Source organism: Burkholderia sp. Bp9142 (genome assembly GCF_003853415.1).
Taxonomy (GTDB): Bacteria; Pseudomonadota; Gammaproteobacteria; order Burkholderiales; family Burkholderiaceae; genus Burkholderia.
The window spans coordinates 528,588-552,029 of record NZ_QTPP01000001.1; the positions used below are offsets into that span (position 1 = coordinate 528,588).

Genomic DNA, 23,442 nt, shown 5'->3' on the forward strand with positions numbered 1-23,442 from the left:
CTCGGGCGCATGCGGACCACGACGCAGCGCCGCATGCCGACGATTCGCGATACTTGCCAAATGGCGAATGGCCTGCCGACCGCGAGCGCAGGCGTTCAATGCGCGGAGGCTGATCTATCCGGCGGGTACCGCTTGAACAGCACCGATGCATTGACGCCGCCAAAGCCGAACCCGTTCGACAGTGCGATCTCGATGGGAACGTGCCGTGCGGCAGGCCCGATCAGGTCAAGGCCGGCGGCAGCTTCGTCGGGGTGCTCGAGATTCAGCGTGCCGGGCATCACGCCATCCCGGAGGGCGAGAATGGAAAACGCCGCTTCGATGGCGCCCGCCGCCCCAAGCAAATGCCCGGTTGCCGACTTGGTCGACGAAATCGCCGGACCGGCACCCACGCCGAAGACGGTTTTCAGCGCCTCGATTTCTCCGGCGTCTCCGACTGGCGTCGATGTCGCATGCGCGTTGACGTAGCCCACCTGTTCCGGCGCGATGTCGCCCATTGCCAGTGCCAGCTTCATCGCCCGCATGGCGCCGGATCCGTCGTCGGGCCCGGCGGTCATGTGATAGGCGTCCGCCGTGGTGCCGTACCCGATGATTTCCGCGATCGGGCGGGCGCCGCGTGCGACGGCATGGTTCAGAGACTCGACCACCAGCATCGCGGCCCCCTCACCCATGACGAATCCGTCACGGTCGCGGTCGAACGGGCGCGAGGCCCGAGTCGGCTGATCGCCGAAACCGGTCGACAGCGCCCGCGCCGCCGCGAATCCGCCCAGGCTGACCTTGTCGAAGGCCGCTTCGGCGCCGCCGGCCAGCACGACATCGGCCTCGCCGTTCTGGATCAGGCGCATCGCGTCTCCGATTGCCTGCACGCTCGCCGCACAGGCCGTCACCGGACAGCCGAGAGGCCCGCGAAACCGATGCTTGATCGAAATCTGGCCAGCCGCCAGATTCGACAGAAAGAACGGAATGGTGAACGGCGACAACCGCCGCACGCCACGCGTCTCGCCGATCCGGACCGCCTCCGCCAGACCGGGAAATCCACCGATACCCGATGCCACGACCGTCGCCGTCCGCTCGCGCTCTTGCTCGGTTTGCGGCGCCCATCCGGCTTCAGCGAGCGCCTCGTCCGCGGCGACCATCGCCATCTGGATGAAGCGGTCCATCTTCCGCAGTTCCTTGTTCGGCACCGAAAGCTCCGGATCGAATCCCCCGTCGGGATCGTCGGTCTTCCCCTGTACCGTCCCGCCGACCTTGGCGGGCAGTTCACCGACGATGTCGTCGCCGAGCACGCGCAGCCCGGAGCATCCTCCGATCAAGCGCTGCCACACCAATTCCTTGCCGCAACCCAGTGGGGACACAATGCCAATACCGGTTACTACCACTCGAAGCGTCATTTCACCTTCCCCTCCCGGGCCAGGACTAGCCGAGCCACGTCGTTAAAGCTGTTCATCTTCAGGCACACCTGTTGAGATACTTCATTGCACCGGGCCGCTTCAGCGGCGAGCCGGCGGCGGCGGATCGTCGTTCTTCCCGGTGCGCATCGAGCGCTCACACCGCTTGTCCGAGCGCGTGCGACACATGCAGCGCGCGCGACAGGTTGAGCGGCACGCCGTGTTCCAGCGCGTCGATGTTCAGCGCCGCGCGCGTTTGCTCATCGAGCTCGATCCAGAACGGCAAGGTCGGCTTGCCTTCGATCATTTGTGGCGGAGCAGCGCGATGCACATTGACACCCATACGCTTCAGAAGCCGTTCGTTGCCGAGCACCGAGAATGCAATGAGACGGTTGGCGCCATGTGCGTGCGCGACACGGACGATTTCGGACATCAGGGAGCGCGTGTTTTGCCACGACTCTTCCGCGGTCAACGACTCGCCGCGCGGCATGCTCATCGCGAAGCGGGACAGTTCCCACACATTGCGTGTACAGGGAAGGGACGCGCCGCCCATCAGATCCGGAAAAACCTCACCGAGCAGATAAGGCTCATCGGTCGGCAGCAGCCGACCGCAGCCGACGATTTCACCGCTGCGGTCGCAAGCGACGACATAGAGGGTGTCCGCGTGATCGAAGTTGTCAAATTCGATGCCGTCGTCGGTGGGTAATGACCATCCGAGTTCCCGTATGAAGACCTTATGCCGAAACTCCGCAAGTCGATTCATCGTCTCGCGACTCAAATCAGCGCTTCTTCCCGACAATAAAGTCAGCATCGTAAATGCCCTCTCTCTCACCTTAGAATTGTTAGCGCGAATTGGACCCGAAATCGCCGGGACAAAAAAGCTGCCCGAATGGGCAGGGTCTGGCGTTCGGACGAGACGCGTCGCGGCGAGTGCGCCGGGATATTGCGCGGGGCAAACGGGATTCGGGATTCGGGATTCAACTGGAGCGCTACGCGAGCCGGTCGGAAAGACCGTCCGGAACGCACTGGATTATCGGCGGCTCCAGGAAAACACTACGAGCCGCCGCGTCACGGCATGGATGACCGTCGCGGTCATCGCGCCATTGCCGCGCCGATCAGGAGGATCGGCGGAAATCGGGGACAGCGCGGCACAAAAGGTGTGCCGCGAAGCATAGGGTTTCCTGCAAGATAACCTTATGCATTGAACATAACATCAGTGACCTGCGAAAATGGCCGATTCAAGTTCGCGCTGACGGACTCCCGAGCACAGCCAACCCTGGATCAACTCCTGGCTGTATCGCGCCCCATAATCGTCACCGTTCATGTTGAGGAGCATCACATTGCTGCTGACGTCGTCCTTCCCGACCTTCACGTCAGACTGGCCCACTGCCACATACCATACGCAGCCGACGCTCACGGTCGGTCGCGTTTCGGTGCAGACCAGCTCGTAGTAGCCGGCATTGACGGCGCTGATGCCCTCGCCCCACAAGTCATGCAACAGGTTCGGGGCTTGCTGACACATATGTCGACGGAAGCGCAGCGCGTAGAACGCCGGCAAAGTCAATCGTACATATCCATCGTTCGGTTTTTTTGGCATGTTCGTTCTCTCGACGTGGCACCTGTTAAAATCCAAGCCGCATAGTTTGGCAAGATTCGCGGCAATCGGCTAGGCGAAGGTCATTGCAATGCGCACAGCGCGCCCGCGTCGTGATTCGTGATTGCCGGTGCGATCATGCGCATGTTATTTGCGATTATTACGGACCGCCCCGATAATGCCACCGCATTATCAGGACGCACAAATGGCCGTACCCGCATGCAAACTCCACACCTCGAACGATCAATATCGAGCGCGGATACCCCCCTGAATCCGCCACCACGCAAAAAATTTGTATGCGACACCATGCCTGCCACTCGATACTTGAAACATTGAGCTTCCCTCTTGAACAACCTTTTTAAAAAACCGGTCAACGCACCAACCACGCGACATAGCTCCCTTCGTGGGCAAGATTGACCGCAAGGTAATGATATGCATACCTGGAGAGAGAAGTATCTGAATGGATACGCTGCGGCAAAATCCGAGGCCGACGTGTTTCTGGAGTTCGCGGCTGACGCGCGAGCCCTTGGATTCGAGTACTGTTCGTTCGGTCTGCGCGTTCCGTTGCCGGTGAGCAAGCCGCAGTTCATGCTGCAGTCCAACTATCCGCAGACGTGGGTCGACCGCTATGTGAGCCAGAACTATTTTGCCGTCGACCCAACGGTTCGGCATGGGCTCAGTCAGATGAACCCCTTGATCTGGCGTGCCGATAGCCAGACCCAGAGCGTCGAGTTCTGGGAGGAAGCGGAGCACCATGGCTTGCGCCACGGCTGGTGCATGCCGTCCATCAGCCGCACCGGGACGATCGGACTCGTGACCATGGTGCGATCAGGCGAGCCGATCGAAGAGCGCGAACTCGCGGAAAAGGGTTATCAAATGTCATGGCTCGCGAACACGGCCAACTACGCGATGAGCATGCATCTGCTCGCGCAGTTTGTGCCCGAATATACCGTCGAGCTGACTGCACGCGAGCGCGAGTCGCTGCAATGGTCTGCCGCGGGGAAAACCTACTCCGAGATCGGCAAGATCATGCATATCGACGAACGCACCGTCAAATTTCACCTCGTCAATGCAATGCGCAAGTTGAACGCGACCAACAAGACCGAAGCCGCGGTCAAGGCAGCGATGCTGGGGCTCTTGTTCTGACGCCATTCTCTTCATCGACCGTATCCGAACTTTTCTGCCGTCCTTAGGCTCGCTCATCGCCCCCAGAGGCGCAACGGCACATGGCGTCAGGCCAACCGCTCCGCGGGCGCGGCTTTTTGCCTGGCGCCTTCACACGCCGCTCGGCATGCTCAATCCGCCGCAGGCGGCCAGAGATCGCAAATCGAGGCCTTTGCCGTACTCGACAAGGCATTGCCACACCGGTTCAGCCAGTTAGCGCGTGGGCACCGGCACCCGGACGCGCGCCCGGTTGCCGGATATCACGGGTTGCATGACGAACGTGCAGTCCGGCTTCCACGATTCCGGATGCCAATCCGACAGTCGCTCCGATCGGCCGTCCCGCCCGCCTCCCCGCCCCCGATTACCTAGGTAATTGACACGTATGGACCTAGGTAATTGGCGTCCCTACCATGGGTTTCGACGCGACCCAAAGCGCCCCCACACCAAGAGGACACGACCATGACCACCCAGGACGTCGACACCGGAACCCTTCGGCGCGTGATCGCCGCAGCGTCGATCGGCAATTTCGTCGAATGGTTCGATTTCGCCGCATACGGCTTTCTCGCCACCATCCTGACGCGCGAATTCTTCCCGAGCGGCGACCCGACGATCGGACTCCTGAAGACGTTCGCCGTCTTCGCGGTGGCCTTCGCATTCCGCCCGCTCGGCGGCCTCATCTTCGGCGTCATCGGCGACCGGATCGGCCGCAAGCGCACGCTGGCGCTGACGATCCTGATGATGGCCGGCTCGACGACGTTGATCGGTCTTCTCCCGACCTACGCGAGCATCGGCTACCTGGCACCGTTTCTGCTCACGATCATCCGCTGCGTCCAGGGCTTTTCCGCGGGCGGCGAATACGCCGGCGCATGCGCCTACGTGATGGAACATGCCCCGCGCCGCCGCCGCGCATTCTTCGGCAGCTTCGTGCCGGTGTCGACCTTCTCGTCGTTCGCTTGCGCGGCGGTGGTGGCCTATCTGCTCGAGTCGTCGCTGTCGTCGCAGGCGATGATCGACTGGGGCTGGCGCGTGCCGTTCCTGATCGCGGCACCGGTCGGCCTCATCGGCGTCTACCTGCGTGTCAACCTGAATGAAACGCCCGCGTTCCAGGCGCTCGAAGGCAAGCACGACGTTGCACATGCCCCGCTGATGGAAACGCTGCATTCGCAGTCGTGGAATATCCTGAAGCTCGGCGCGTTCGTGTCCGTGACGGCGCTGTCGTTCTACACGTTCACGACGTATTTTTCGACTTACCTGCAAGTGGCCGGGCACCTGTCCCGCGGCACGTCGCTTCTCGTGACGGTGCTCGCGCTGCTCTTCGCAGCGGCGTTGTGCCCGCTCGCCGGCCTGTTCTCCGACCTCGTCGGCCGCCGCGCGACGATCGCGACGACCGGCGTCTTCATCATCGTGTCGGTTTATCCGGCGTTCTCGCTGGGCGGCTCGGGCGTGTTGTCGCAATCGCTGATCGGCGTCGCGCTGCTCGCCATCGGCGCGGTGTTCTCGGGCGTGGTGACGGCACCGCTGATGTCGGAAGTGTTCGCGACGAAAACCCGCTATACGGCGTCCGCGATCACCTACAACCTCGCCTATACGATCTTCGGCGGCACCGCCCCGCTCGTCGCCACGTGGCTGATCTCCGCGACCGGAACGAACCTGTCGCCCGCGTACTACCTGATCGCCGTGTCGATCTTCGCGATGATCGGCGGCCTGGCACTGCCGGAAACGTCGAAGACGGCACTCGAGGAAGCCGGTCCGGCAACCGCGAGAACCACCCAGTCCGCCAAGCGCGGCGTCGAACGCGCCGTCTGAGCGCCTGTCACGCAAGAAGATCAACGCATAGAGGGACACCATGACCAGCCTTCACGACGCCAGCATCATCATCGACGGCCTGAACATTTCCAGATTCGAGCGCTCGGTGTTCGAAGACATGCGCAAGGGCGGCGTCACCGCCGTCAACTGCACGGTCTCCGTGTGGGAAGACTTCCAGAAGACGATCGACAACATCGCGGAAATGAAGCAGCAGATCCGCGAATACAGTGAGATCCTCACGCTGGTGCGCACGACGGACGACATCCTGCGCGCGAAGCAGGAGAACAAGACCGGCATCATCCTCGGCTTCCAGAATTCGTATGCGTTCGAGGACAACCTCGGCTACATCGAAGTGTTCAAGGAACTCGGCGTGAATGTGGTGCAGCTCTGCTACAACACGCAGAACCTCGTCGGCACGGGTTCCTACGAACCGGACGGCGGCTTGTCCGGATACGGCCGCGAAGTGATTCAGGAGATGAACCGCGTCGGCATCATGGTGGATCTCTCGCACGTCGGCGCGAAGACATCGTCCGACGCGATCGCCTGTTCGAAGAAGCCGGTCACCTACTCGCACTGCTGCCCGTCCGGCTTGAAAGAACATCCGCGCAACAAGACGGACGATCAACTGCGCGAGATCGCCGAAGCAAACGGCTTCGTGGGCGTCACGATGTTCATGCCGTTCCTGCGACGCGGCGCCGACGCAACCATCGACGATTATCTCGAAGCGATCGAATACGTGATCGACGTGATCGGCGAGGACAAGGTCGGCATCGGCACGGACTTCACGCAGGGCTACAGCACCGAGTTCTTCGACTGGATCACGCACGACAAGGGCCGCTATCGTCGCCTGACGGACTTCGGCAAGGTCGTCAATCCGGAAGGCATCCGCACGATCGGCGAATTCCCGAACCTCACGGCCGCGATGCAGCGCGCCGGCTGGAGCGATTCGCGCATCAAGAAGGTGATGGGCGAAAACTGGCTGCGGGTATTCGGCGAAGTCTGGAACGGTTGAACCACCGCACGACACCTGCGCACCCGCCATGCAGCCACAATTGCCCATCGACGTCGATCCGGATACCGGTGTCTGGACCACCGACGCGCTGCCGATGCTGTACGTGCCGCGCCACTTCTTCACGAACAATCATGTCGCCGTCGAAGAGGCGCTCGGCCGCGAAGCCTATGCGTCGATTCTCTACAAGGCCGGCTACAAGTCGGCCTATCACTGGTGCGACGAGGAGGCGAAGCAGCACGGCATCGGCGGCATAGCCGTATTCGAGCATTATCTGAAGCGGCTGTCGCAGCGCGGCTGGGGCGTGTTCACCCTCGCCGAAGCCGACCCGGCGACATCGCATGCGCGCATCCATCTGCACCATTCGTCCTTCGTTCTGGCGCAGCCCGACAAGCACGGCAAGCTGTGCTACATGTTCGCGGGCTGGTTCGCCGGTGCGATGGACTGGGTCAACGACACCGCGGCCGATACGGCGAGCAAAGGCCCGCGCGCGCATTCGGCGGAAGTCCGGTGTGCGGGCGAAGGGCACGATTGCTGCGTCTTTCACGTCCGATGAGTTTCTTGCAAGCGCTACCGCTACAATCAGGCAGGCGCAACCCTGCCCGATAGATAGCCCGGGTCCGAACCCGGTTCGGCCCCGTCGACAAGATGCCGAACATGACCGACTCGATGCCCAGCCTCGACTACGAAGATCTCTTCAGGCATCTGCCCGTCGCGGCGATCGTGGCCAGGGAGCGCATCATGGTCGACTGCAACGAGAAGGCGCTGCAACTGTTCAGGGCGACCCGCGACGACATCGTCGACCAGTCGTTCGCGAAGCTGTATCCGCAGCAGAAGGACTTCGCGACGACCGGCCGCCGCCTTGCGCCGCTGCTCGCGAAACATGCCGGGTTCAGCGACGACCGCATCATGCGCCGTGTCGACGGCAGCCATTTCTGGGTCACCGTGTGCGGCTTCGGATACAACCCGAAGCGGCCGTTCGAGCTGGCCATCTGGACCTTCACCGACCTGTCGGGCGACGCCAAGCATCCCGACGTCGCCAGCACGTTGACCGATCGCGAGCGCGACGTCGCCGCATTCCTGGTTCACGGCCTGACCAGCAAGGAAATCGGCAAGGAGCTGAGCATCAGTCCACGCACCGTCGATATCCATCGCGCGAGCTTGCTGCGGAAGTACGAAGTCCGCACGACCCACGATCTCATTGCGCGCCTGCTGGCGTGAGTCGCGCGCGCATCAAAAGCACCGCCTGCATCCACGCGCCGACAAACAAGGTTCTTCGTGGATTTCCATGGGCGTCGCTTGCCGGCCCATTGCAGCCGGTGGATATTCTCCCGCCGAATGACCGATCATCGTTGCGGATTCAACCCGTCGATGCAACAGATTGATGAAATCGCTCGACCGGGGCCTTTCCCACAGGCGTTCGCAAAAGTAGCGCTACTGTCGCTATCGATCCGCTGCAAAGGCGGGACAGGCGTGCCTCGGCTCAGCGCGCAACGACGAACGATGTGTGCATGCCCATCTCATAGTGCCCCGGCCGGTTGCAAATCAGCACGTAGCGTCCTGGCGCAAGCTTCAATGACAGGCGCTTGGTCGAACCCTGCTCCAGGTCCTCCACCTCGCCCATTTTCTTGAACCGGCTTTCCGTGACCTGGCCTTTTTGGACGGGCAGATGCGCGTCGTCCATGTCTGTCCTCAGCACCACAAGCTCATGTTCGGTACTGCCGTTCGCTGCGTTGTTCACCTCGAACGTGACCCGCCCGGCCTTCACTGTGCCGGCATCGAGTTGAATCGCGTTGTCCGTGAGCTTGACATGGATCATCTCGTCCGCATGACTGCTCAGCGGCGCGACGCCGAGCGCAACCGCCGCCAGCACGAACGCAGTACGGCTTCTGTTGATCATGATGTTTCTCCTCGAAAGTGCCGTGTTGCCGCAAGACGCGGCGAACCACGGTGCCGGATTCGCCGGCCCCGCAGGCTCGTGGATCAACTGTTCTCTCGATGACCGTCGCGCGTCAGTAGGCACGTTCGCCAATATGCATGGGTAGGAACCCTCGTCATCGTCGTGGCCGCCGGGGACCACTTTTCGCGGCGCACATGGCCGGATATCGAACGGCCAATAAAGCAGCATTCGTTGTCGCGAATCGAATGGCCGCTTGCTGCACGGAACCGCCGCCTGAGCTTCCGAAGAATGGTGCCGGCGAATGCCCCTTCATGGGCCGTAAGCGAACATTCGGCGAACGTGCTTGAACTTCCGCTGATGGCCGGTTGCCGGCGGACACAACCGCCCGTTGCCACCCGAAGCGGCCGTTCGACTGTTCGTGGAGTATGTGACTGCCTCATGGACGAAAGCAGTCGTTCGCGAGCGAGGCTGGCACGGGGGCTCGGGCACCAGAGCGGACAATGGCATCCGTCTGTTTTTGGCGAACGGTCCACTTTGGATCTTCTAGAGCGGAAACGCGGCACAATCTGCGGCGCAAGCCTGCGCTCAGGGCGTGCGCGTCGCGAAACGGCGCAATCCGGCCAGGTCGGTGACCGTGACGCGGCCATAGCTGACGCTCAGCAGGCCGAGCGTTTCCATCCGGCGAACGGCGAGATTGACCTTCTGGCGCGTGACGCCGCAGAGATAGCCGATTTCTTCCTGCGTGAGCTGGATCTCGACGTTGCCCAGCGGATACAGGCGCGCATTGAACATCACGAGCAGGCAGTTGGCGACCCGCAATGCCGGTTCGGTGAGCCGATCGCTCTGCAGCGTCGCCATGAACTGTCCGAGCCGCTCGTTGACGTGTTCGAGCAGGAAGCGCGTGAACGCGATGTCTTCGTCGAGCAACCGGAAGAACGACGCGGATGGCAGGCAGGCAATCCGGGACGGACGCAGCGCAATGGCGTCGTAGTGCCAGGGTTCAGACTTCAGGACCGTCCCCTCCCCGAACCACGCGCCCGGCGGCAGGCCGGCAAACGTCATCAGCCGCCCGTCGCTCGACGTGTTGCACACCTTGATCAGGCCATCCACCACGCCGAACCAGCAGCGGCTCGCGTCGCCGCGCCGACAGACGTAACCGCCGGCCTCCACGATCATCAGGCGTACGTCGTTGCGAATCCCGTCCTGCAGCCGTTGCGGCAGTGCCGGGAACCACGGCGTGGTCAGGAGCAGTTCGTCGGACGTCTTCATGGTCGTGCGGATGAATGCGGGCTCGTTCGCGAGATTGTTCCATACGAGACAGACTTCCCGCCAGCTTGCCGATTAAAGTGACTTCCGGCCGCCGTCCATACGAGCAGCCGGAACCGCACGGCGCGGGCGCCGTCGCGAAACCTATCGGAGAACGGGAATGGAGACTTCAATCGGTGCGCTGATCGCCGGCGCCGCCGCGCGCTTTGGCGAAAAAACGGCGCTGGTGACGGATGACCGGCACTTCACTTTCGTCGATCTCGATCGCTTGTCCTCCGGTGTCGCGACGCGCCTGCAGCGCCGCGGCTACGGCCCGGGCACCACCATCTCCCTCCTTGCGCCGAACTCCGCGGAATGGATCGTGGCCTACTATGGAATCCTCAAGGCGGGTTGCACGGTCAATCCGCTCAACCCGATGCTGACGGGGCCGGAGGCCGCGTTCATCGTGCGGGATTGCGCAGCGGCGGTGGTATTCGGGCTGCGCGACAAGCTGCTGGCCCTTCGGGCAGCGCTTGGGGAGGAAACCGGACCCGTCCTGGTGTCGTTCGAAGGCGACGGCGAAGCGGTCGAGACGTTCGCGGACTGGACCGCAACGCCGGCCGAGCCGATTTCCGGCGTCGATCCGGACCGGCTCGACGAGGTCGGCACGATCGCCTACACGTCCGGCACGACCGGCAAGCCGAAAGGCGCGATGCTGACCCATCGCGCTATCCTGCTGAACGTGGCGATGACGGCAACGCTGCATCGGCGCACCGATGCCGACACCGTCGTAAGCGCGCTGCCGCTGTCGCACGTCTACGGCAACGTCGTGATGCAATGCGCCATCGCCTACGGGATGACCCTGATACTCCACACGACATTCGAGTCGGAAGCCATCCTGCGCAGCATCGAGACGTATCGCGCAACCCTTTTCGAGGGCGTGCCGACCATGTATCTGTACCTGCTCGATTGTCCCGAGTTCGACACGTACGATCTCTCCAGCCTGACGCGCTGCACCGTCGGCGGCCAGACCATGCCGGTCGCGAAGATGCGCGAGGTGGAGGCGCGCTTCGGCGCCCCGCTGCTGGAGCTTTGGGGGATGACCGAGCTGGGCGGGCTGGGGACCACGCACGCGCTGCTCGGGGAGCGGCGCCTTGGTTCCATCGGCGTCCCGCTGCCGCCGATGCAGGCCCGCATCGTCGCGCCGGACGACCCGACAAAAGCGCTGCCGCACGGCGAAACCGGACAATTGGCGCTGCGGGGGCCGTTGACGATGAAAGGCTACCTGAACCGCGCGGACGCGACCGCGGAAGCCATCGACGCCGACGGGTTCCTGCTCACCGGCGACCTCGGCTACATGGACGCCGACGGCTATCTCTACGTGGTCGATCGCCTTAAGGACATGATCATCACCGGCGGTTTCAATATCTACCCCGCCGAGCTGGAAAGCGCGCTGTGCGAGCATCCCGCCGTGGCAATGGCGGCCGTGGTCGGCGTCGCGGATCCGCTGAAGGGAGAACTGGCGAAAGCCTTCGTCGTCGTCGCGCACGGCAAGACGGTGACCGAGCAGGAACTGCTGGATTTTTGCCGGACGCGCCTTGCCGCGTACAAGATTCCGCGGCTCGTTTCGTTCGTCGCCGACCTGCCGAAGACCGGCTCGGGAAAGATCCTGCGGCGAGCACTGCGCGACCACGTCGCATGACGCCGCGCGGCCCGGAAAACATCCGATCGCATCGCCGGCTGATCACCGTCCGAACAGGGTGGGGAATTTTTCCTCGACCCTTCGGAGGTCCGGACGATAACTTGGATAAAAAAATGCCCGGCAAAGCCGGGCCAATCAGATTGAGACACAAGGAGAATCCCGCCCACGCCACACCGGGCGGTCACGCCGCGCTACACGACGTTCTTTTCGACGATCGGCCGGTTTTCGAGCACACGCGCCCAGCCGAGCGACGACAGGTCGAGCGTTTCATATCGCCCACCCAGAATCAGTTCACTGACGCCACGCCCCGTCGCGGGCCCTTGCTGCAGCCCGTGCCCGCTGTACCCGTTCGCGAACACGACGTTGTCGAGCCCGGGGTGATGCCCGATGATCGCGTTGTGATCGAACACGTTGTACTCGTAGTACCCGGACCAGCAGTTCTCCACGCGCAGCGCCTCGAACTCCGGCACGCGATTCGCGAGCGTCGGCCAGATCACTTCGTCGAACAGGTCGTGATCGACCTCGTCGAGCGGCAGGTCGTCGGGATCGCGATCGGGGCTCGGCGACGTGCCGCAGATATACGTGCGCCCTTCCGGCCGGAAATACACGCCCGTCGGATCGATCAGCAGCGGACAATCGGCGAGCTTCGCCGGCGACGACACGTTGAAGATGCTGCGACGCCGCGCATGCACGGGAAGGTCGATGCCCATCATCGACGACAGCGTGCGCGCCCATGCACCGGCCGCGTTGACGAGCGTGTCGCACGCGTAACGCTCGCCGTCGCTCGTCACCACGTGCGTCACCTTGCGACCGTCGCGAACGACGCCGGTCACATCGGCCGGCACGTAGCGCGCGCCCAGCGCCTGCGCCTTCTTGCGCAGCGCCTGCACGAGCCCGTAGCCGTCGAACCACCCTTCGCCGCTCACGCCATACGCGCCCGACACGAGATCGTCGACATTCAGCCAGGGAAACTTCGCACGCAGCGCATCGCGATCCATCAAGCGGATATCGGCCCCGAGCCTCGTCTGCAGCGCGTGGTTCTCGCGCAGCGTCGCGTCGCCTGCCGGCGTCGCGAGGAACAGGTAACCACCTTCATGCAGATCGATCGACGGCCGGTTGCCGTCGACCTCGAGCCGTTCGCCGATCGTGCGCAGGAAGTCGATCCCGAACAGCGACATCTCGATCGACAGCGGCGTCGAGAACTGCTGGCGAATCGACGCGGCCGACAGCGCCGACGACGACTTCGCATAGGTGGGATCGCGTTCGATGACGGTCACGGACACCGTCGGATCGGTAGCACGCAGGAAATAGGCGATCGAGCTGCCGATCACACCACCGCCGACGATGACGACTTGAGAACTCACGACTGACTCCAGTTGCACGTGAAAGGCGCGGCCAGCCGGCCGCACCCGAAGGTTGTTCGTGCCGCGTCGCGCGCGGCGCCGTGCGGGCGGACCGCCCGGCGAATCGCCCCGACATGCGCTGCGATCGCATCCGATCGCCCTGGGTATTTCAGCACGTCCGGCGTCGCCGCGAAAGTCCGCGCGCGTTCGGCGATTCAGTCCGCCGTCTGCGTGGTGACGGGCTGCCACGCGGCGTTCTTCACTTCATACAGCGTCGAGCTCGGGTTCTTCAGGTCGCCCGTGTTCGTGAACGCGATCGTGCCGGTGATGCCGTCGTAGCGCGTGGTCTTCAGCGCGCCGTTGAAATCGGCCGGCTTGGTCGAATTCGCCTTCTGCATCGCGTTGATCGCGATCCACGTCGCGTCGTACGCGAACGGCGCATACGCGAGCATGTCGACGCCGTACTTCTGCTTGAATCGGGTTTCGAACTGCTTGCCCTTCGCGAGACGCGACAGCGGCTGCCCGTATTCCCACACGGCGGCGCCCTCGGCCGCATTGCCCGCGAGCCTGATGAAGTTCGCGTTCATCACGCCGCCGCCCGCCAGGAACTGCGCGCGGATGCCGAGCTGGCGCATGCGCTTGACCAGCATCGCGGACTGCGCGTCGAGGCCGCCGAAGAACACCAGGTCGGCATTCGTGCTCTTGATCTTGGTGAGCTGCGCGCTGAAGTCGACGGCCTTGTCATTCGTGAATTCGCGCGCGACGATCGTGCCGCCGTTCGCCTTCGCGGCCTTCTCGAATTCGTCGGCTTCGCCCTGGCCGAACGCCGTGCGGTCGTCGATGATCGCGATGCGCTTCGCCTTGGTCACGCTCGCCGCATACGCACCGGCATTGCCGGCGTTCTGCACGTCGGTGGCGATCACGCGGTACACGGTGCCGAGCCCGGCGCGCGTGATGTCGGGATTGGTCGCCGACGGCGTGATCATCGGAATGCCGGCCTTCGCGTAGAGCTTCGACGCGGGCAGCGTCGTGCCCGAATTGAAGTGGCCGATCACGACGGCCACCTGCGCGTCGGTCAGTTGCTGCGCGGCCTGCACGCCGATGCGCGGATCGCTCTGGTCGTCCTGCGACGCGACGACGAACTTCACCGGCTTGCCGCCGATCGTCGTATGCGCCGCGTTCGCCTCGTCGACGGCCATGCGCACGCCGTTCTCGATGTCCTTGCCGTAGGCGGCGCCGCCGCCGGTCAGCGGCACGGCCACGCCGACCTTGACGACCGTCTCCTGCGCGTGGGCCGCGCCCGTCTGGAACGCGAAGATCGCGGCGGTCAGTGCGATGCCGGAAAGCGAACGAATGCGGAACGTCATCGGCCAATCCTTCTTGTGTGGGTCGGGATGCGACGCGCGACCATCGCGCGCCGGCGACCTCCCGCGTGCCCGGCGAATGTTCCTGCCGGCGGGGCGTCGCCAATGGCGCGTCGCCTGCCGGTCGATCACCGCGGTTCTGTCTCCGGGGAACCTGTCGGCGCGAAAGAGGTGAACCGATTGTGGGTAGCCAATACGCGTGCAGCAAACGAAATATCGGAACTACGTTGTGAGGAATTGTCATCAAGTGCCGTCATGACCGGCGGCACGCGGCCCGCGCGACGGCGGGCCGGGACGGAGAAACATCAGGCGGATTGCGCGCCAGTGCCGTTGCCTCGGGGCCGCGCCCGGTAATGCCGATGATGCATCATCGCTGTGTCAGGCAGCCGCGACGCGTGCACATCGCGCGATTCGGTCAATGGCGCTCAGTGCCGGTCGATATGGGTGTCGGTGCCCGTATGCTTGCGCACCGCATCGGCCGCCTCGCCGGCCTTCTCCTGGAGCTTGCCGGCCTGCTTGCGCGGCTCGAGATCCATGAACGTGAACAGCATGCCCGCTTCGCCGTTCATGTCGATCGGCTGACCGGCGACGACGACCGCCTTCGTGCCGCCGTCCGCGCACTTCAACACGGCCTCCATCTGCGGGATCTCGCACCTTTCGACGCTGCTCGCCGTCAGCACCGCCTGTCTGCTCGCCGCCGCACCGCTCACGCATGCGGCGCAGGCACAGTCGTCGTCGCCGGCCGACAACGGCATGGCGACCGAATCGAACCAGCCCGTCACCGATACGTGGATCACGACCAAGGTGAAGAGCGAACTCGCGACCGCCGAAGGCCTGAAGAGCACGCACGTCAGCGTGAAGACGATCGACGGCGTCGTCACGCTGACGGGCGTGCTGCCGTCGAGGATCGCGGTGAAGAAGGCCGTCGCCGTGACGCGCGCGATCAAGGGCTTGAAGCACGTCGACGCATCCGGCTTGAAAGCGAAGGCCTGAACTGTCGCGCGGCCGCGCGCCGCGCTTTTCTCCCCCTTACTCCAGGAGCGAACGATGAACGAAGACAAGATCAAGGGTCAATGGAAGCAGTTGACCGGCAAGCTGAAAGCCAAGTGGGGCAAGCTGACCGACGACGATCTCGCCGTCGCCGAAGGCAACCGCGACTATCTGGTCGGCAGGATCCAGGAGCGTTACGGGATCGCGCGCGACGAAGCCGAGCAGCAGTTGAAGGATTTCGATCGCGCGCTGTAACGCACCAGTCGTCTCACCCCGCCGCGCCGCATCCCGCGACGCGGCCACGCGAAGGACAACGACATGGGCAAGTATCTGATCGCATGGCTGCTCGGCGTGCCGGTCGGCGTGCTGGTGTCGTTCCATCTGGTCACGCACCTGTTCTGACGATCACGGCGCCCATGCAACGCAAACGGGCCGGCGGCTGTCATCAGCCGCCGGCCCGTCCATTATCGTGCGTCGTTTACTTCATTTACTTCGCCGCGTTCGCCGTCATCTTGAAGATGCCCTGCGCGTTGCCCGCATCGAAACGCAGGTCCGTCACCCAGCGGCGCGCCGCCTGGTCGAACGTGCGACGGCGCGTGATGAATTCGTAGAACGAGCCCGGCACGTTGCGCTTCACCGTGTCGCCGTCGCGCGTGCGGAACTCGCGCTCGACGATGTCCGCGCGATACGCGGTCTGGAACACGCGGCCCGAACGCGAGCGCTCGACTTCCGGCTTCATCGGCCGGCCCTTCGCCTTCTCGTCGTCGGACAGCTTGAACACGTCGGTCACGCGATCGGTCGCATGGTTGAATGCGTTGCCTTCCGTCGCGATCCATGCCATCTCGGCCGATTCAAGCAGCAGCGTTTCGTAATCGAGTTCGTTCGGCAGGTCGTGCTGGCGAGCGAACGCGCCGACGATCTCGGGCAGCAGCGCATGCGCGGCGTCGAGCGGCAACCCGCCTTCGCGCTCGATCTCCCACAGCAGCGCGACGGCCGCGGGCGACAGCGGATCGCGCGACGAGCTCACGACGTTCGTCACGGCCTGCTGGAATTCCTTCGAGAAACGTTCCGGATGCAGTTCGCTGACGAAGAATTGCGCGATCTCGTCCGGCGCGTCTTCATGGGCGTAGGCGCGGCCGGTCATGCCGAGCTTGTCGAGCGGATAACGGCCGTTCAGGCGGAAGCCGAGCGGACGCAGGATGCGCGTGAACGCGGCTTCGCCCGGCGGCAGCGCGCCCGTGTGCGGCCAGCGCACCGTGCGCAGCGCGCCGTGGTCGAAGTAGACCGAGCCGCCGTTCTCGATGGCATCGGCCGTGTACGCGCGGCCGTTCGCCGAACGTTCGAGCAGCCCTTCGAACAGCGCCATGTTCATCGCCTGGGCGATTTCCGCGCGCGTGACGACGTCGGTTTCCCATTCGTCGAGGATGGCCGGCATGTTCAGGGTCGCGAACAGGGCGTCGGTCTTCGCCTGTCCCAGCAGCTTCGTCAGCAAGCTCTCGATATTCGGATTGCGCATCAGGATTCTCGTGTCGGAGGACCGCCGGCACACGTGCCGGCAATTCGGGTGGCCGGCCGCCCAGCGGGCGCCATGCCTTGCGTGGGATGCATTATTCAAAGGGTTGCAGCGGGGCGTAAAGCGAGATTAAATTGATATGTGATGAGTTTTTGGAATTATTCGCGGTCCCCGCACCGGCCCGCCGGCCCGCCGCGGGCCGGTCCGTTCGTCAGATGAAACGAGCATCATGCGCAAATTCAAGATCCCCAACATGGGTGCGCTCGTGGCTTTCGAAGCCGCAGCGCGCCACGAGAGCTTCACGCACGCGGCGAAGGAGCTGTTCCTGACCGAAAGCGCGGTATCGCGGCAGATCGCGACGCTCGAGGCGAGCCTCGGCGTGCGGCTGTTCGCGCGCGTGAAGCAGCGCGTCGTGCTGACGCGCGCCGGCAAGCTGTACGGCACGCAGGTGCGGCGCGCACTGGAGGCGCTCGATCGCGACACGCTGTCGATCATCGCGCACGGCAGCGGCGGCGGCTACCTGGAGCTCGCCGTGCTGCCGACCTTCGCGTCGCACTGGCTGATCCCGCGCATCAAGAGCTTCTACGACCGCACGCCGGACGTGCGCGTGAACATGGGCAGCCGCACCGACCTGTTCTCGTTCGAGGACACGCACTTCGAGGCCGCGATCCACTACGGCAAGCCAACCTGGCCCGGCACGTCGTCCGACTATCTGTTCGGCGAGGAAGTCGTGCCGATCTGCTCGCCCGCGCTGCTCGACGGGCCGGTCGAACGCGTGGAGGATCTGCTCGCGTATCCGCTGCTGCACTCGACCACGCGTCCCGGCGCATGGGCGCAATGGTTCGAGACGCACGGCGTCGAGGACATCCGCACGATGCAGGGCGTGCGCTACGAACTGCATACGATGCTGATCAGCGCGGCCGCGGCCGGGCTCGGGATCGCGCTGGTGCCGAAGTTCTTCGTCGAGGAACAGCTGCAGCAGCTCGGCCTCGTCGTGCCGTGCGACGCGACGACGGTCGGCGATTCGGCGTACTACCTCGTGTATCCGACGGAGTTCAGCCACAGCAAGCCGCTGGAGTCGTTTCGCGCGTGGCTGCTGGAACAGGCAAGCGCGTATGCGGCGCCGGGAAGGGACGAGGATGGAGACGATCTCGATGCGGTGGACGACGAAGACGTCGAGTGATCGCGGCGTACCGCGGGAGGTCCGGTGCGCGCCGGGCGGGCAACCCCGACCCGGCGCTCCGGGCAGCCGACCTCGCTTCGGCAGCGCGGCGGACCTTCTCTCATTTCTTCACTGCGTCTGTTTTCTCTCAGGTTCCGGGGCATTTTTTACTTCACCGCGCCAAGCCATTATCCGCCCAAACCGGTCGCAGTGAAACGTTTGCGCATGCGCCGAGCGACTTATTCCCGGCATTCGGAAACAGTCCTTCAATACGCTTACGGATTGCGCGATCGCATTCGGCAAATCTTGCAATCGACCCGGCGTTCCTTTCTAATGGAACTGGTTCCATTCCGCGCTTCGGCCACGCCGCCGCGTGACGCTTCGACGTCCGCGCGTCATGATGCCGATTCAGGATCGAGGATCATTCAGCTCAGGATTCCGCATTGCCCGTCCTTCCCGGACACCTGTCAAACGAGACCGTCATGCCCGATTCCGCTTCCCTGCAGCAGCTGTTTCCCGCCTATCAGGACATCCCCGCCGAGTTCCGGCTCACCGCGCCGATCCACCAGCGCGTGTCGCTCGTCGACGGCGAGTTGCGCGCGTGGGACGGCACGACCAAGACCGTGCTGTCGCCCGTATGCGTGCGCCAGCAGGACGGCAGCGTCGCGCAGATGGAGATCGGCAGCTACCCGGTGATGGGCGAGACGGAAAGCGACGCGGCGCTCGACGCCGCGGTGCGCGCGTACGACTCGGGCCGCGGCGAGTGGCCCACGATGAAGGTCGAGCAGCGCATCGCGTGCATGCAGGACTTCATCAAGCGGATGGTCACGCAGCGCGAGCGGGTCGTGAACCTGATCATGTGGGAGATCGGCAAGAGCCTCGCCGATTCGCAGAAGGAGTTCGACCGCACCGTCACGTACATGACGCAGACGATCGACGCGCTGAAGGAGCTCGACAACGCGAACTCGCGCTTCGTGATCGCGGAAGGCACGATCGGCCAGATCCGCCGCACGCCGCTCGGCGTCGTGCTGTGCATGGGGCCGTACAACTATCCGCTGAACGAAACCTTCGCGACGCTGATCCCCGCGCTGCTGATGGGCAACACCGTGGTGTTCAAGCCGCCGCAGTACGGCACGCTGCTGTTCGAGCCGCTGCTCGAGGCGTTCCGCGACGCGTTCCCGAAAGGCGTGATCAACACGATCTACGCGCCGGGCGCGGTGGTCGTGCCGCACATGCTCGCGTCGGGCAAGATCAACGTGCTCGCGCTGATCGGGTCGAGCAAGGTCGCCGATCACCTGAAGAAGCAGCATCCGAAGTCGCACCGGCTGCGCGCGATCCTCGGCCTCGACGCGAAGAACGCGGCGATCGTGCTGCCGGACGCCGATCTCGACCTCACCGTGAAGGAGTGCCTGCTCGGCGCGCTGTCGTTCAACGGCCAGCGCTGTACCGCGCTGAAGATGCTGCTCGTGCATCGGTCGATCGTCGACGAATTCCTGAAGCGCTTCACCGCCGCGCTCGAACAGCTGAAGATCGGCATGCCGTGGGAAAAAGGCGTCAGCATCACGCCGCTGCCGGGCATGCATCGCACCGCATACATGACCGACGCGATCGACGACGCGAAGGCCAGGGGCGCGCAGGTCGTCAACCACTCGGGCGGCGAGTTCAGCAAGACGCTGTTCTATCCGGCCGTCGTGTATCCGGTGACCGAAGGAATGAAGCTGTACCGCGAGGAGCAGTTCGGGCCGATCATCCCGGTCGCGCCGTTCGACGACGTGGACACCGCGCTCGACTACGTGACCACGTCGGAGCACGGCCAGCAGGTCAGCATCTTCGGTTCCGATCCGGCACAGATCGGCGCGCTCGTCGATCCGCTCGTCAACCAGGTGTGCCGAGTGAACATCAACTGCCAGTGCCAGCGCGGGCCCGACGTGTTCCCGTTCGCGGGACGCAAGGACTCGGCGGAAGGCACGCTGTCGGTGACCGATGCGCTGCGCGCGTTCTCGATCCGCTCGATGGTCGCGGCGAAGCAGACCGACGGCAGCAAGCAGCTGCTCGATTCGATCGTGTCGGATCACCACTCGAAGTTCATCAACACGGGCTTCATTTTCTGAAGCGGGGCGCGGGCGTCGCCGCGCCCGCCCGGCGTGTCGCGCCCGCGTTGTCCGTCGCGAGTCGGCGGACTACCGCGCGAGCGCGGCCGGCACTTCCTTCCGGTCGTCCGGATCCTTTTCGTGGATCGCGAGTACGACACGCGTCGCGTCGATGTGCGCGAGCACGGAATATGCGCGGATGCCGGACATCGCGATTACACGTTCGACGCCAGCAACCGGATCCCCGCCACGCCGAACACCACCGCGAGACACGCCTCCATCGCGCGCCGGCCGCGCACGTACAGCCGGCGCGCGCCGTCCGTCGAGAACACCAGCGCATAGCTGCCGAACACCAGGCATCCGATTACGATGCAGCCCGGCACGACGGCGCCTCGCGCCGCGCCCGCGCCGTTCGACGACAGCGCGACGATCGACACCCACACCAGGATGGCTTTCGGATTCGTCAGGTGCAGCATCGCGCCGCGTGCATAGAAGCGCGACAGCTTCCGCTCGGGCGCAGCCTTCAGCGTCGTGGCCGCCCTGGCCGACCATGCGGTGCGGCCCGACTTGAACGCGAGCCACAGCAGATACACGCCGCCGAACAGCTTGATCGCGACCAGCAGCTTCGACCACGCGAGCAGCGCCGCCGATACGCCGAGCGCGGCCACCGTCGCCCAGAACATCGCGCCCGAGATGACGCCGAGCGCGAACGCGAGCGCCGCCTTGCGGCCATGGTTCGCGGCAACCGACATGATCGCGAGATTGCTCGGGCCGGGGCTGGCCGAGCCGACGAAATAGGCCGCGTAGGCCAGCAGCAGGTTGGCCGAGAAGAAGGTGTGAACGCTCATGTCGAACCTCGCAGGGATGATGCGGAGATTGTTCGCAATCGCGGCTCGGCTGCCCATGGACAGTTGTCCGGTTATTCGCTGGGCCAGTTGGATGGCGTGGGCGACGTCGGTTGCATGCGCATCCGGATCGCCGCGCGCAAAAACGTCTCGGTTATGAAACATCCGGCGCATGCGTCGCGGCATTTTTTCGTGCGGCGGGTGTCGTCGCGGTTCGCCGCGCGCAACCCGCCCGACGCGCACGGACACCGACCGGACGCCGTCGACGCACGCGAGCCGCGACATGCCACCTGTTCGTCGAGGCAACATGAGCCGGTTTTGGCGCGGCGTTACGTTACATCGCTGAAGCATTTCATCCGTCCGGCCCGTGTCGCGCAGCCGATCGCAACCGCGCGCAGCGTATGGGCGCCCTCTTCGATTTTCCGCGCGAGCCAGTATCGGCGGGACGGGATGGCCGCTGCCGCGCCCCGCGTCAACCATGACCAACAACCGGATCGCGATGCTGGTACGGAACCTGCATTCGCATTGCAGTGACAGCCGCGCCGCCGATCGGCGCGGAGATGAACCCGGATCGCGATTCGTCCCCCGGATACGCCCGAACGATCCACGCACGCAACGAGGCTCCTCATGGATGCGCTGCCCAACTCGTCGGATACGTCGTTCCAGCTCTTTCTCGCGAAACTGCTCGAACAGCCTCAGCCCGAATGGACCGAGAAACAGCAGATGGAACTCGAGATGGCGCGCGCGCTGTCGACCCAGATGGTCCACTTCGCGGAAGGCATGCGCGGCGGCAACGCGGATCTCGCGCGCTGCCTCGTGCTGCTGCGCTACGCGAAGGTCCTCGACTTCATGCTGACGTCGCTCGCCGCGCGCCGCGACATTCATCCGCAGACGCTGCGCACGCTGTTCCGGCTCGCGAATCTGAAGGTCGACGATGCGTATCCGGTCTGAGCCGGTGTCGGGCCGCACCACACACCGACCTCACCGGTCTGAGCCGGTGTCGGGCCGCACCGCACACCGACCTCACCGGTCTGAGCCGGTGTCGGGCCGCACCACACACCGCCCTCACGACTGGCGCGCCGCCCGCCCCGCCATCCACTTGCGGTAACGCCGCGTCTGGCACTGCGCGGCCACCTGCTGCGACACCAGCGCGCGCAGCGGCGACACGCCCGGATGCGTGCGCCGCCCGGCGCTCAACCGGGCGAGCTGGAACTTCACGACGGCCATGTTCGCCAGCGCGCCCAGCGCCTTGTTCTTCCACCGGATCGGCTGCAGCGCCGGCGCGCTGTCCTTGCCGGCCTGCCAGTCGCGCGGCAGGTTCGGCTCGATCGACAGCGCGGTCGCGATGCCGACCATCGCCACGCCGCTGGCGACCACCTGCTCGGCCACCGCGCGGCGCCGGATCCCGCCCGTGACCATCAGCGGCATGCGTGCGGCCGCCGCGATGTCCCGCGCGAATTCGAGGAAATACGCTTCGCGGGCCAGCGTGCGTCCGTCGCGCGCCTCGCCCTGCATCGCCGGCACTTCGTAGCTGCCGCCCGACAGTTCGACGAGATCGACGCCGAGCGGATTCAGCAGTTCGACGACGCGCTTCGCATCGTCCGCGCTGAAGCCGCCGCGCTGGAAGTCGGCCGAATTCAGCTTGACCGACACGACGAACGCCGGCGACACCGTCGCCCGCACGGCGCGGACGATGTCGAGCAGCAGCCGCGCGCGGTGCTCGATGCTGCCGCCCCACGCGTCCTGCCGGCGGTTCGTCAGCGGCGACAGGAACTGGCTCAGCAGGTAGCCGTGCGCCGCGTGGATCTGCACGCCGGTGAAGCCGCCTTGCTCGGCGAGCTGCGCGGCGCGCACGAAGCGCTGCCGCACGTCGTCGATGTCGGCTTCCGTCATCTCCTTCGGCACCGGAAACTGCTTCGACAGCGCGCCGAGCGCGAGCGGCACGGCCGACGGCGCGAGCGTCGTCTGGCCGAGCGCCGCCTGCATCTGGCGCCCCGGATGGTTGATCTGCATCCACACGTGCGCGCCGCCGGAGCGCGCGACCTGCGCCCACCGGCGGAAGCGGTCGAGATGCGCGTCGCTGTCGAGCACGACGCCGTTCGGCCCCGTCATCGCGCGGCCGTCCACCATCACGTTGCCGGTCAGGATCAGGCCGGCCCGGCCGTCGGCCCACGCCTGGTACAGGCGCAGCAACGCGTCGGACGGCGCGTGATCCGCATCGGCCATGTTCTCTTCCATCGCGGCCTTGGCGAGCCGGTTCGGAATGACGGCGCCATTGGGCAGGGTGAGGGGGGCAAACAGGTTCATGGTGGGCATCCTCGATTGACGAT

At 64.7% G+C, this 23,442-nt stretch carries 23 protein-coding genes and 1 pseudogene; 12 read left to right on the plus strand and 12 right to left on the minus strand.

Going from position 1 to position 23,442, the window contains the following annotated elements; all coding sequences use genetic code 11:
- Positions 1-95: 95 nt before the first annotated feature.
- The 3 genes from fabF to DIE22_RS02435 form a co-directional block, all read right to left on the minus strand.
- Complete coding sequence (gene fabF / locus DIE22_RS02425) at positions 96-1,388, minus strand: beta-ketoacyl-ACP synthase II (protein WP_124499445.1); 1,293 nt, start codon at positions 1,386-1,388, stop codon at positions 96-98.
- A 154-nt stretch (positions 1,389-1,542) separates the two neighbouring features.
- Complete coding sequence (locus DIE22_RS02430) at positions 1,543-2,196, minus strand: acyl-homoserine-lactone synthase (RefSeq protein WP_124499446.1); 654 nt, start codon at positions 2,194-2,196, stop codon at positions 1,543-1,545.
- Between the two features lie 402 nt (positions 2,197-2,598).
- Positions 2,599-2,982 (minus strand): DUF4902 domain-containing protein, encoded by a 384-nt coding sequence (locus DIE22_RS02435; RefSeq protein ID WP_124604361.1) that lies wholly within the window; start codon positions 2,980-2,982, stop codon positions 2,599-2,601.
- Between the two features lie 429 nt (positions 2,983-3,411).
- Here DIE22_RS02435 and DIE22_RS02440 point away from each other — a divergent pair, with 429 nt between their 5' ends.
- Positions 3,412-4,125, plus strand: coding sequence for a LuxR family transcriptional regulator (locus tag DIE22_RS02440; protein WP_124604363.1), 714 nt, complete (start codon positions 3,412-3,414; stop codon positions 4,123-4,125).
- 144 nt (positions 4,126-4,269) lie between these two features.
- On the opposite strand, the pseudogene DIE22_RS38605 reads toward DIE22_RS02440, so the two are convergent.
- Positions 4,270-4,410 (minus strand): annotated as a pseudogene (locus DIE22_RS38605) (ATP-dependent helicase); the annotation flags it as partial.
- 192 nt (positions 4,411-4,602) lie between these two features.
- Between DIE22_RS38605 and DIE22_RS02450 the strand changes: the two are divergent.
- From DIE22_RS02450 to DIE22_RS02465, 4 genes are all read left to right on the plus strand, one after another.
- Positions 4,603-5,949: an MFS transporter gene (locus DIE22_RS02450; RefSeq protein ID WP_124604365.1), complete on the plus strand. Its 1,347-nt coding sequence runs from the start codon at positions 4,603-4,605 to the stop codon at positions 5,947-5,949.
- A 40-nt stretch (positions 5,950-5,989) separates the two neighbouring features.
- Positions 5,990-6,961 carry a dipeptidase gene (locus DIE22_RS02455; protein WP_124604367.1) on the plus strand — a complete coding sequence of 324 codons (972 nt, stop codon included), beginning with the start codon at positions 5,990-5,992 and terminating at the stop codon, positions 6,959-6,961.
- Between the two features lie 28 nt (positions 6,962-6,989).
- Complete coding sequence (locus tag DIE22_RS02460) at positions 6,990-7,514, plus strand: DUF5943 domain-containing protein (protein ID WP_124604369.1); 525 nt, start codon at positions 6,990-6,992, stop codon at positions 7,512-7,514.
- A 92-nt stretch (positions 7,515-7,606) separates the two neighbouring features.
- Positions 7,607-8,179, plus strand: coding sequence for a PAS and helix-turn-helix domain-containing protein (locus DIE22_RS02465; RefSeq protein WP_124604372.1), 573 nt, complete (start codon positions 7,607-7,609; stop codon positions 8,177-8,179).
- 262 nt (positions 8,180-8,441) lie between these two features.
- Here DIE22_RS02465 and DIE22_RS02470 read toward each other — a convergent pair whose 3' ends face one another.
- Together DIE22_RS02470 and DIE22_RS02475 are read right to left on the minus strand one after the other, a co-directional pair.
- Positions 8,442-8,858, minus strand: coding sequence for a cupredoxin domain-containing protein (locus DIE22_RS02470; protein ID WP_124499453.1), 417 nt, complete (start codon positions 8,856-8,858; stop codon positions 8,442-8,444).
- 585 nt (positions 8,859-9,443) lie between these two features.
- Positions 9,444-10,127, minus strand: a complete 684-nt coding sequence (locus DIE22_RS02475) for a Crp/Fnr family transcriptional regulator (RefSeq protein ID WP_124499454.1) — start codon at positions 10,125-10,127, stop codon at positions 9,444-9,446.
- Between the two features lie 157 nt (positions 10,128-10,284).
- Between DIE22_RS02475 and DIE22_RS02480 the strand changes: the two genes are divergently transcribed.
- Positions 10,285-11,805, plus strand: a complete 1,521-nt coding sequence (locus tag DIE22_RS02480; RefSeq protein WP_124604374.1) for a class I adenylate-forming enzyme family protein — start codon at positions 10,285-10,287, stop codon at positions 11,803-11,805.
- Positions 11,806-11,996: 191 nt separating this feature from the next.
- Here the strand turns inward: DIE22_RS02480 and DIE22_RS02485 are convergent, their stop codons facing one another.
- From DIE22_RS02485 to DIE22_RS38610, 3 genes are all read right to left on the minus strand, one after another.
- Positions 11,997-13,169 (minus strand): NAD(P)/FAD-dependent oxidoreductase, encoded by a 1,173-nt coding sequence (locus DIE22_RS02485; RefSeq protein ID WP_124604376.1) that lies wholly within the window; start codon positions 13,167-13,169, stop codon positions 11,997-11,999.
- A gap of 194 nt (positions 13,170-13,363) precedes the next feature.
- Positions 13,364-14,515 (minus strand): branched-chain amino acid ABC transporter substrate-binding protein, encoded by a 1,152-nt coding sequence (locus tag DIE22_RS02490; RefSeq protein WP_124604378.1) that lies wholly within the window; start codon positions 14,513-14,515, stop codon positions 13,364-13,366.
- Positions 14,516-14,937: 422 nt separating this feature from the next.
- A complete protein-coding gene (locus DIE22_RS38610; protein ID WP_185640529.1) occupies positions 14,938-15,138 on the minus strand; it encodes a hypothetical protein in 201 nt (66 codons plus the stop codon).
- Between DIE22_RS38610 and DIE22_RS02500 the strand changes: the two genes are divergently transcribed.
- Together DIE22_RS02500 and DIE22_RS02505 are read left to right on the plus strand one after the other, a co-directional pair.
- Positions 15,116-15,505: a BON domain-containing protein gene (locus tag DIE22_RS02500; RefSeq protein WP_409410181.1), complete on the plus strand. Its 390-nt coding sequence runs from the start codon at positions 15,116-15,118 to the stop codon at positions 15,503-15,505. The two genes, DIE22_RS38610 and DIE22_RS02500, sit on opposite strands and share 23 nt — an antisense overlap.
- Positions 15,506-15,559: 54 nt before the next feature.
- On the plus strand, positions 15,560-15,757 hold the full coding sequence (locus DIE22_RS02505) for a CsbD family protein (protein ID WP_124499459.1): 198 nt from the start codon (positions 15,560-15,562) through the stop codon (positions 15,755-15,757).
- 232 nt (positions 15,758-15,989) lie between these two features.
- Here DIE22_RS02505 and DIE22_RS02510 read toward each other — a convergent pair whose 3' ends face one another.
- Positions 15,990-17,018 (minus strand): DUF1338 domain-containing protein, encoded by a 1,029-nt coding sequence (locus DIE22_RS02510; protein WP_124499460.1) that lies wholly within the window; start codon positions 17,016-17,018, stop codon positions 15,990-15,992.
- Between the two features lie 226 nt (positions 17,019-17,244).
- Between DIE22_RS02510 and DIE22_RS02515 the strand changes: the two genes are divergently transcribed.
- A complete protein-coding gene (locus tag DIE22_RS02515; RefSeq protein WP_124604380.1) occupies positions 17,245-18,198 on the plus strand; it encodes a LysR family transcriptional regulator in 954 nt (317 codons plus the stop codon).
- Between the two features lie 461 nt (positions 18,199-18,659).
- Positions 18,660-20,288: an NADP-dependent glyceraldehyde-3-phosphate dehydrogenase gene (locus DIE22_RS02520; RefSeq protein WP_124604382.1), complete on the plus strand. Its 1,629-nt coding sequence runs from the start codon at positions 18,660-18,662 to the stop codon at positions 20,286-20,288.
- 194 nt (positions 20,289-20,482) lie between these two features.
- Here the strand turns inward: DIE22_RS02520 and DIE22_RS02525 are convergent, their stop codons facing one another.
- On the minus strand, positions 20,483-21,115 hold the full coding sequence (locus DIE22_RS02525) for a LysE family translocator (RefSeq protein ID WP_124499463.1): 633 nt from the start codon (positions 21,113-21,115) through the stop codon (positions 20,483-20,485).
- Between DIE22_RS02525 and DIE22_RS02530 the strand changes: the two genes are divergently transcribed.
- Positions 21,104-21,646, plus strand: coding sequence for a hypothetical protein (locus DIE22_RS02530; protein WP_124604384.1), 543 nt, complete (start codon positions 21,104-21,106; stop codon positions 21,644-21,646). The genes DIE22_RS02525 and DIE22_RS02530 overlap by 12 nt on opposite strands.
- 93 nt (positions 21,647-21,739) lie before the next feature.
- Positions 21,740-22,063, plus strand: a complete 324-nt coding sequence (locus DIE22_RS02535; RefSeq protein ID WP_057925940.1) for a hypothetical protein — start codon at positions 21,740-21,742, stop codon at positions 22,061-22,063.
- A 114-nt stretch (positions 22,064-22,177) separates the two neighbouring features.
- Here DIE22_RS02535 and DIE22_RS02540 read toward each other — a convergent pair whose 3' ends face one another.
- Positions 22,178-23,419, minus strand: coding sequence for an NADH:flavin oxidoreductase/NADH oxidase family protein (locus tag DIE22_RS02540; RefSeq protein ID WP_124499465.1), 1,242 nt, complete (start codon positions 23,417-23,419; stop codon positions 22,178-22,180).
- Positions 23,420-23,442 lie beyond the last annotated feature (23 nt).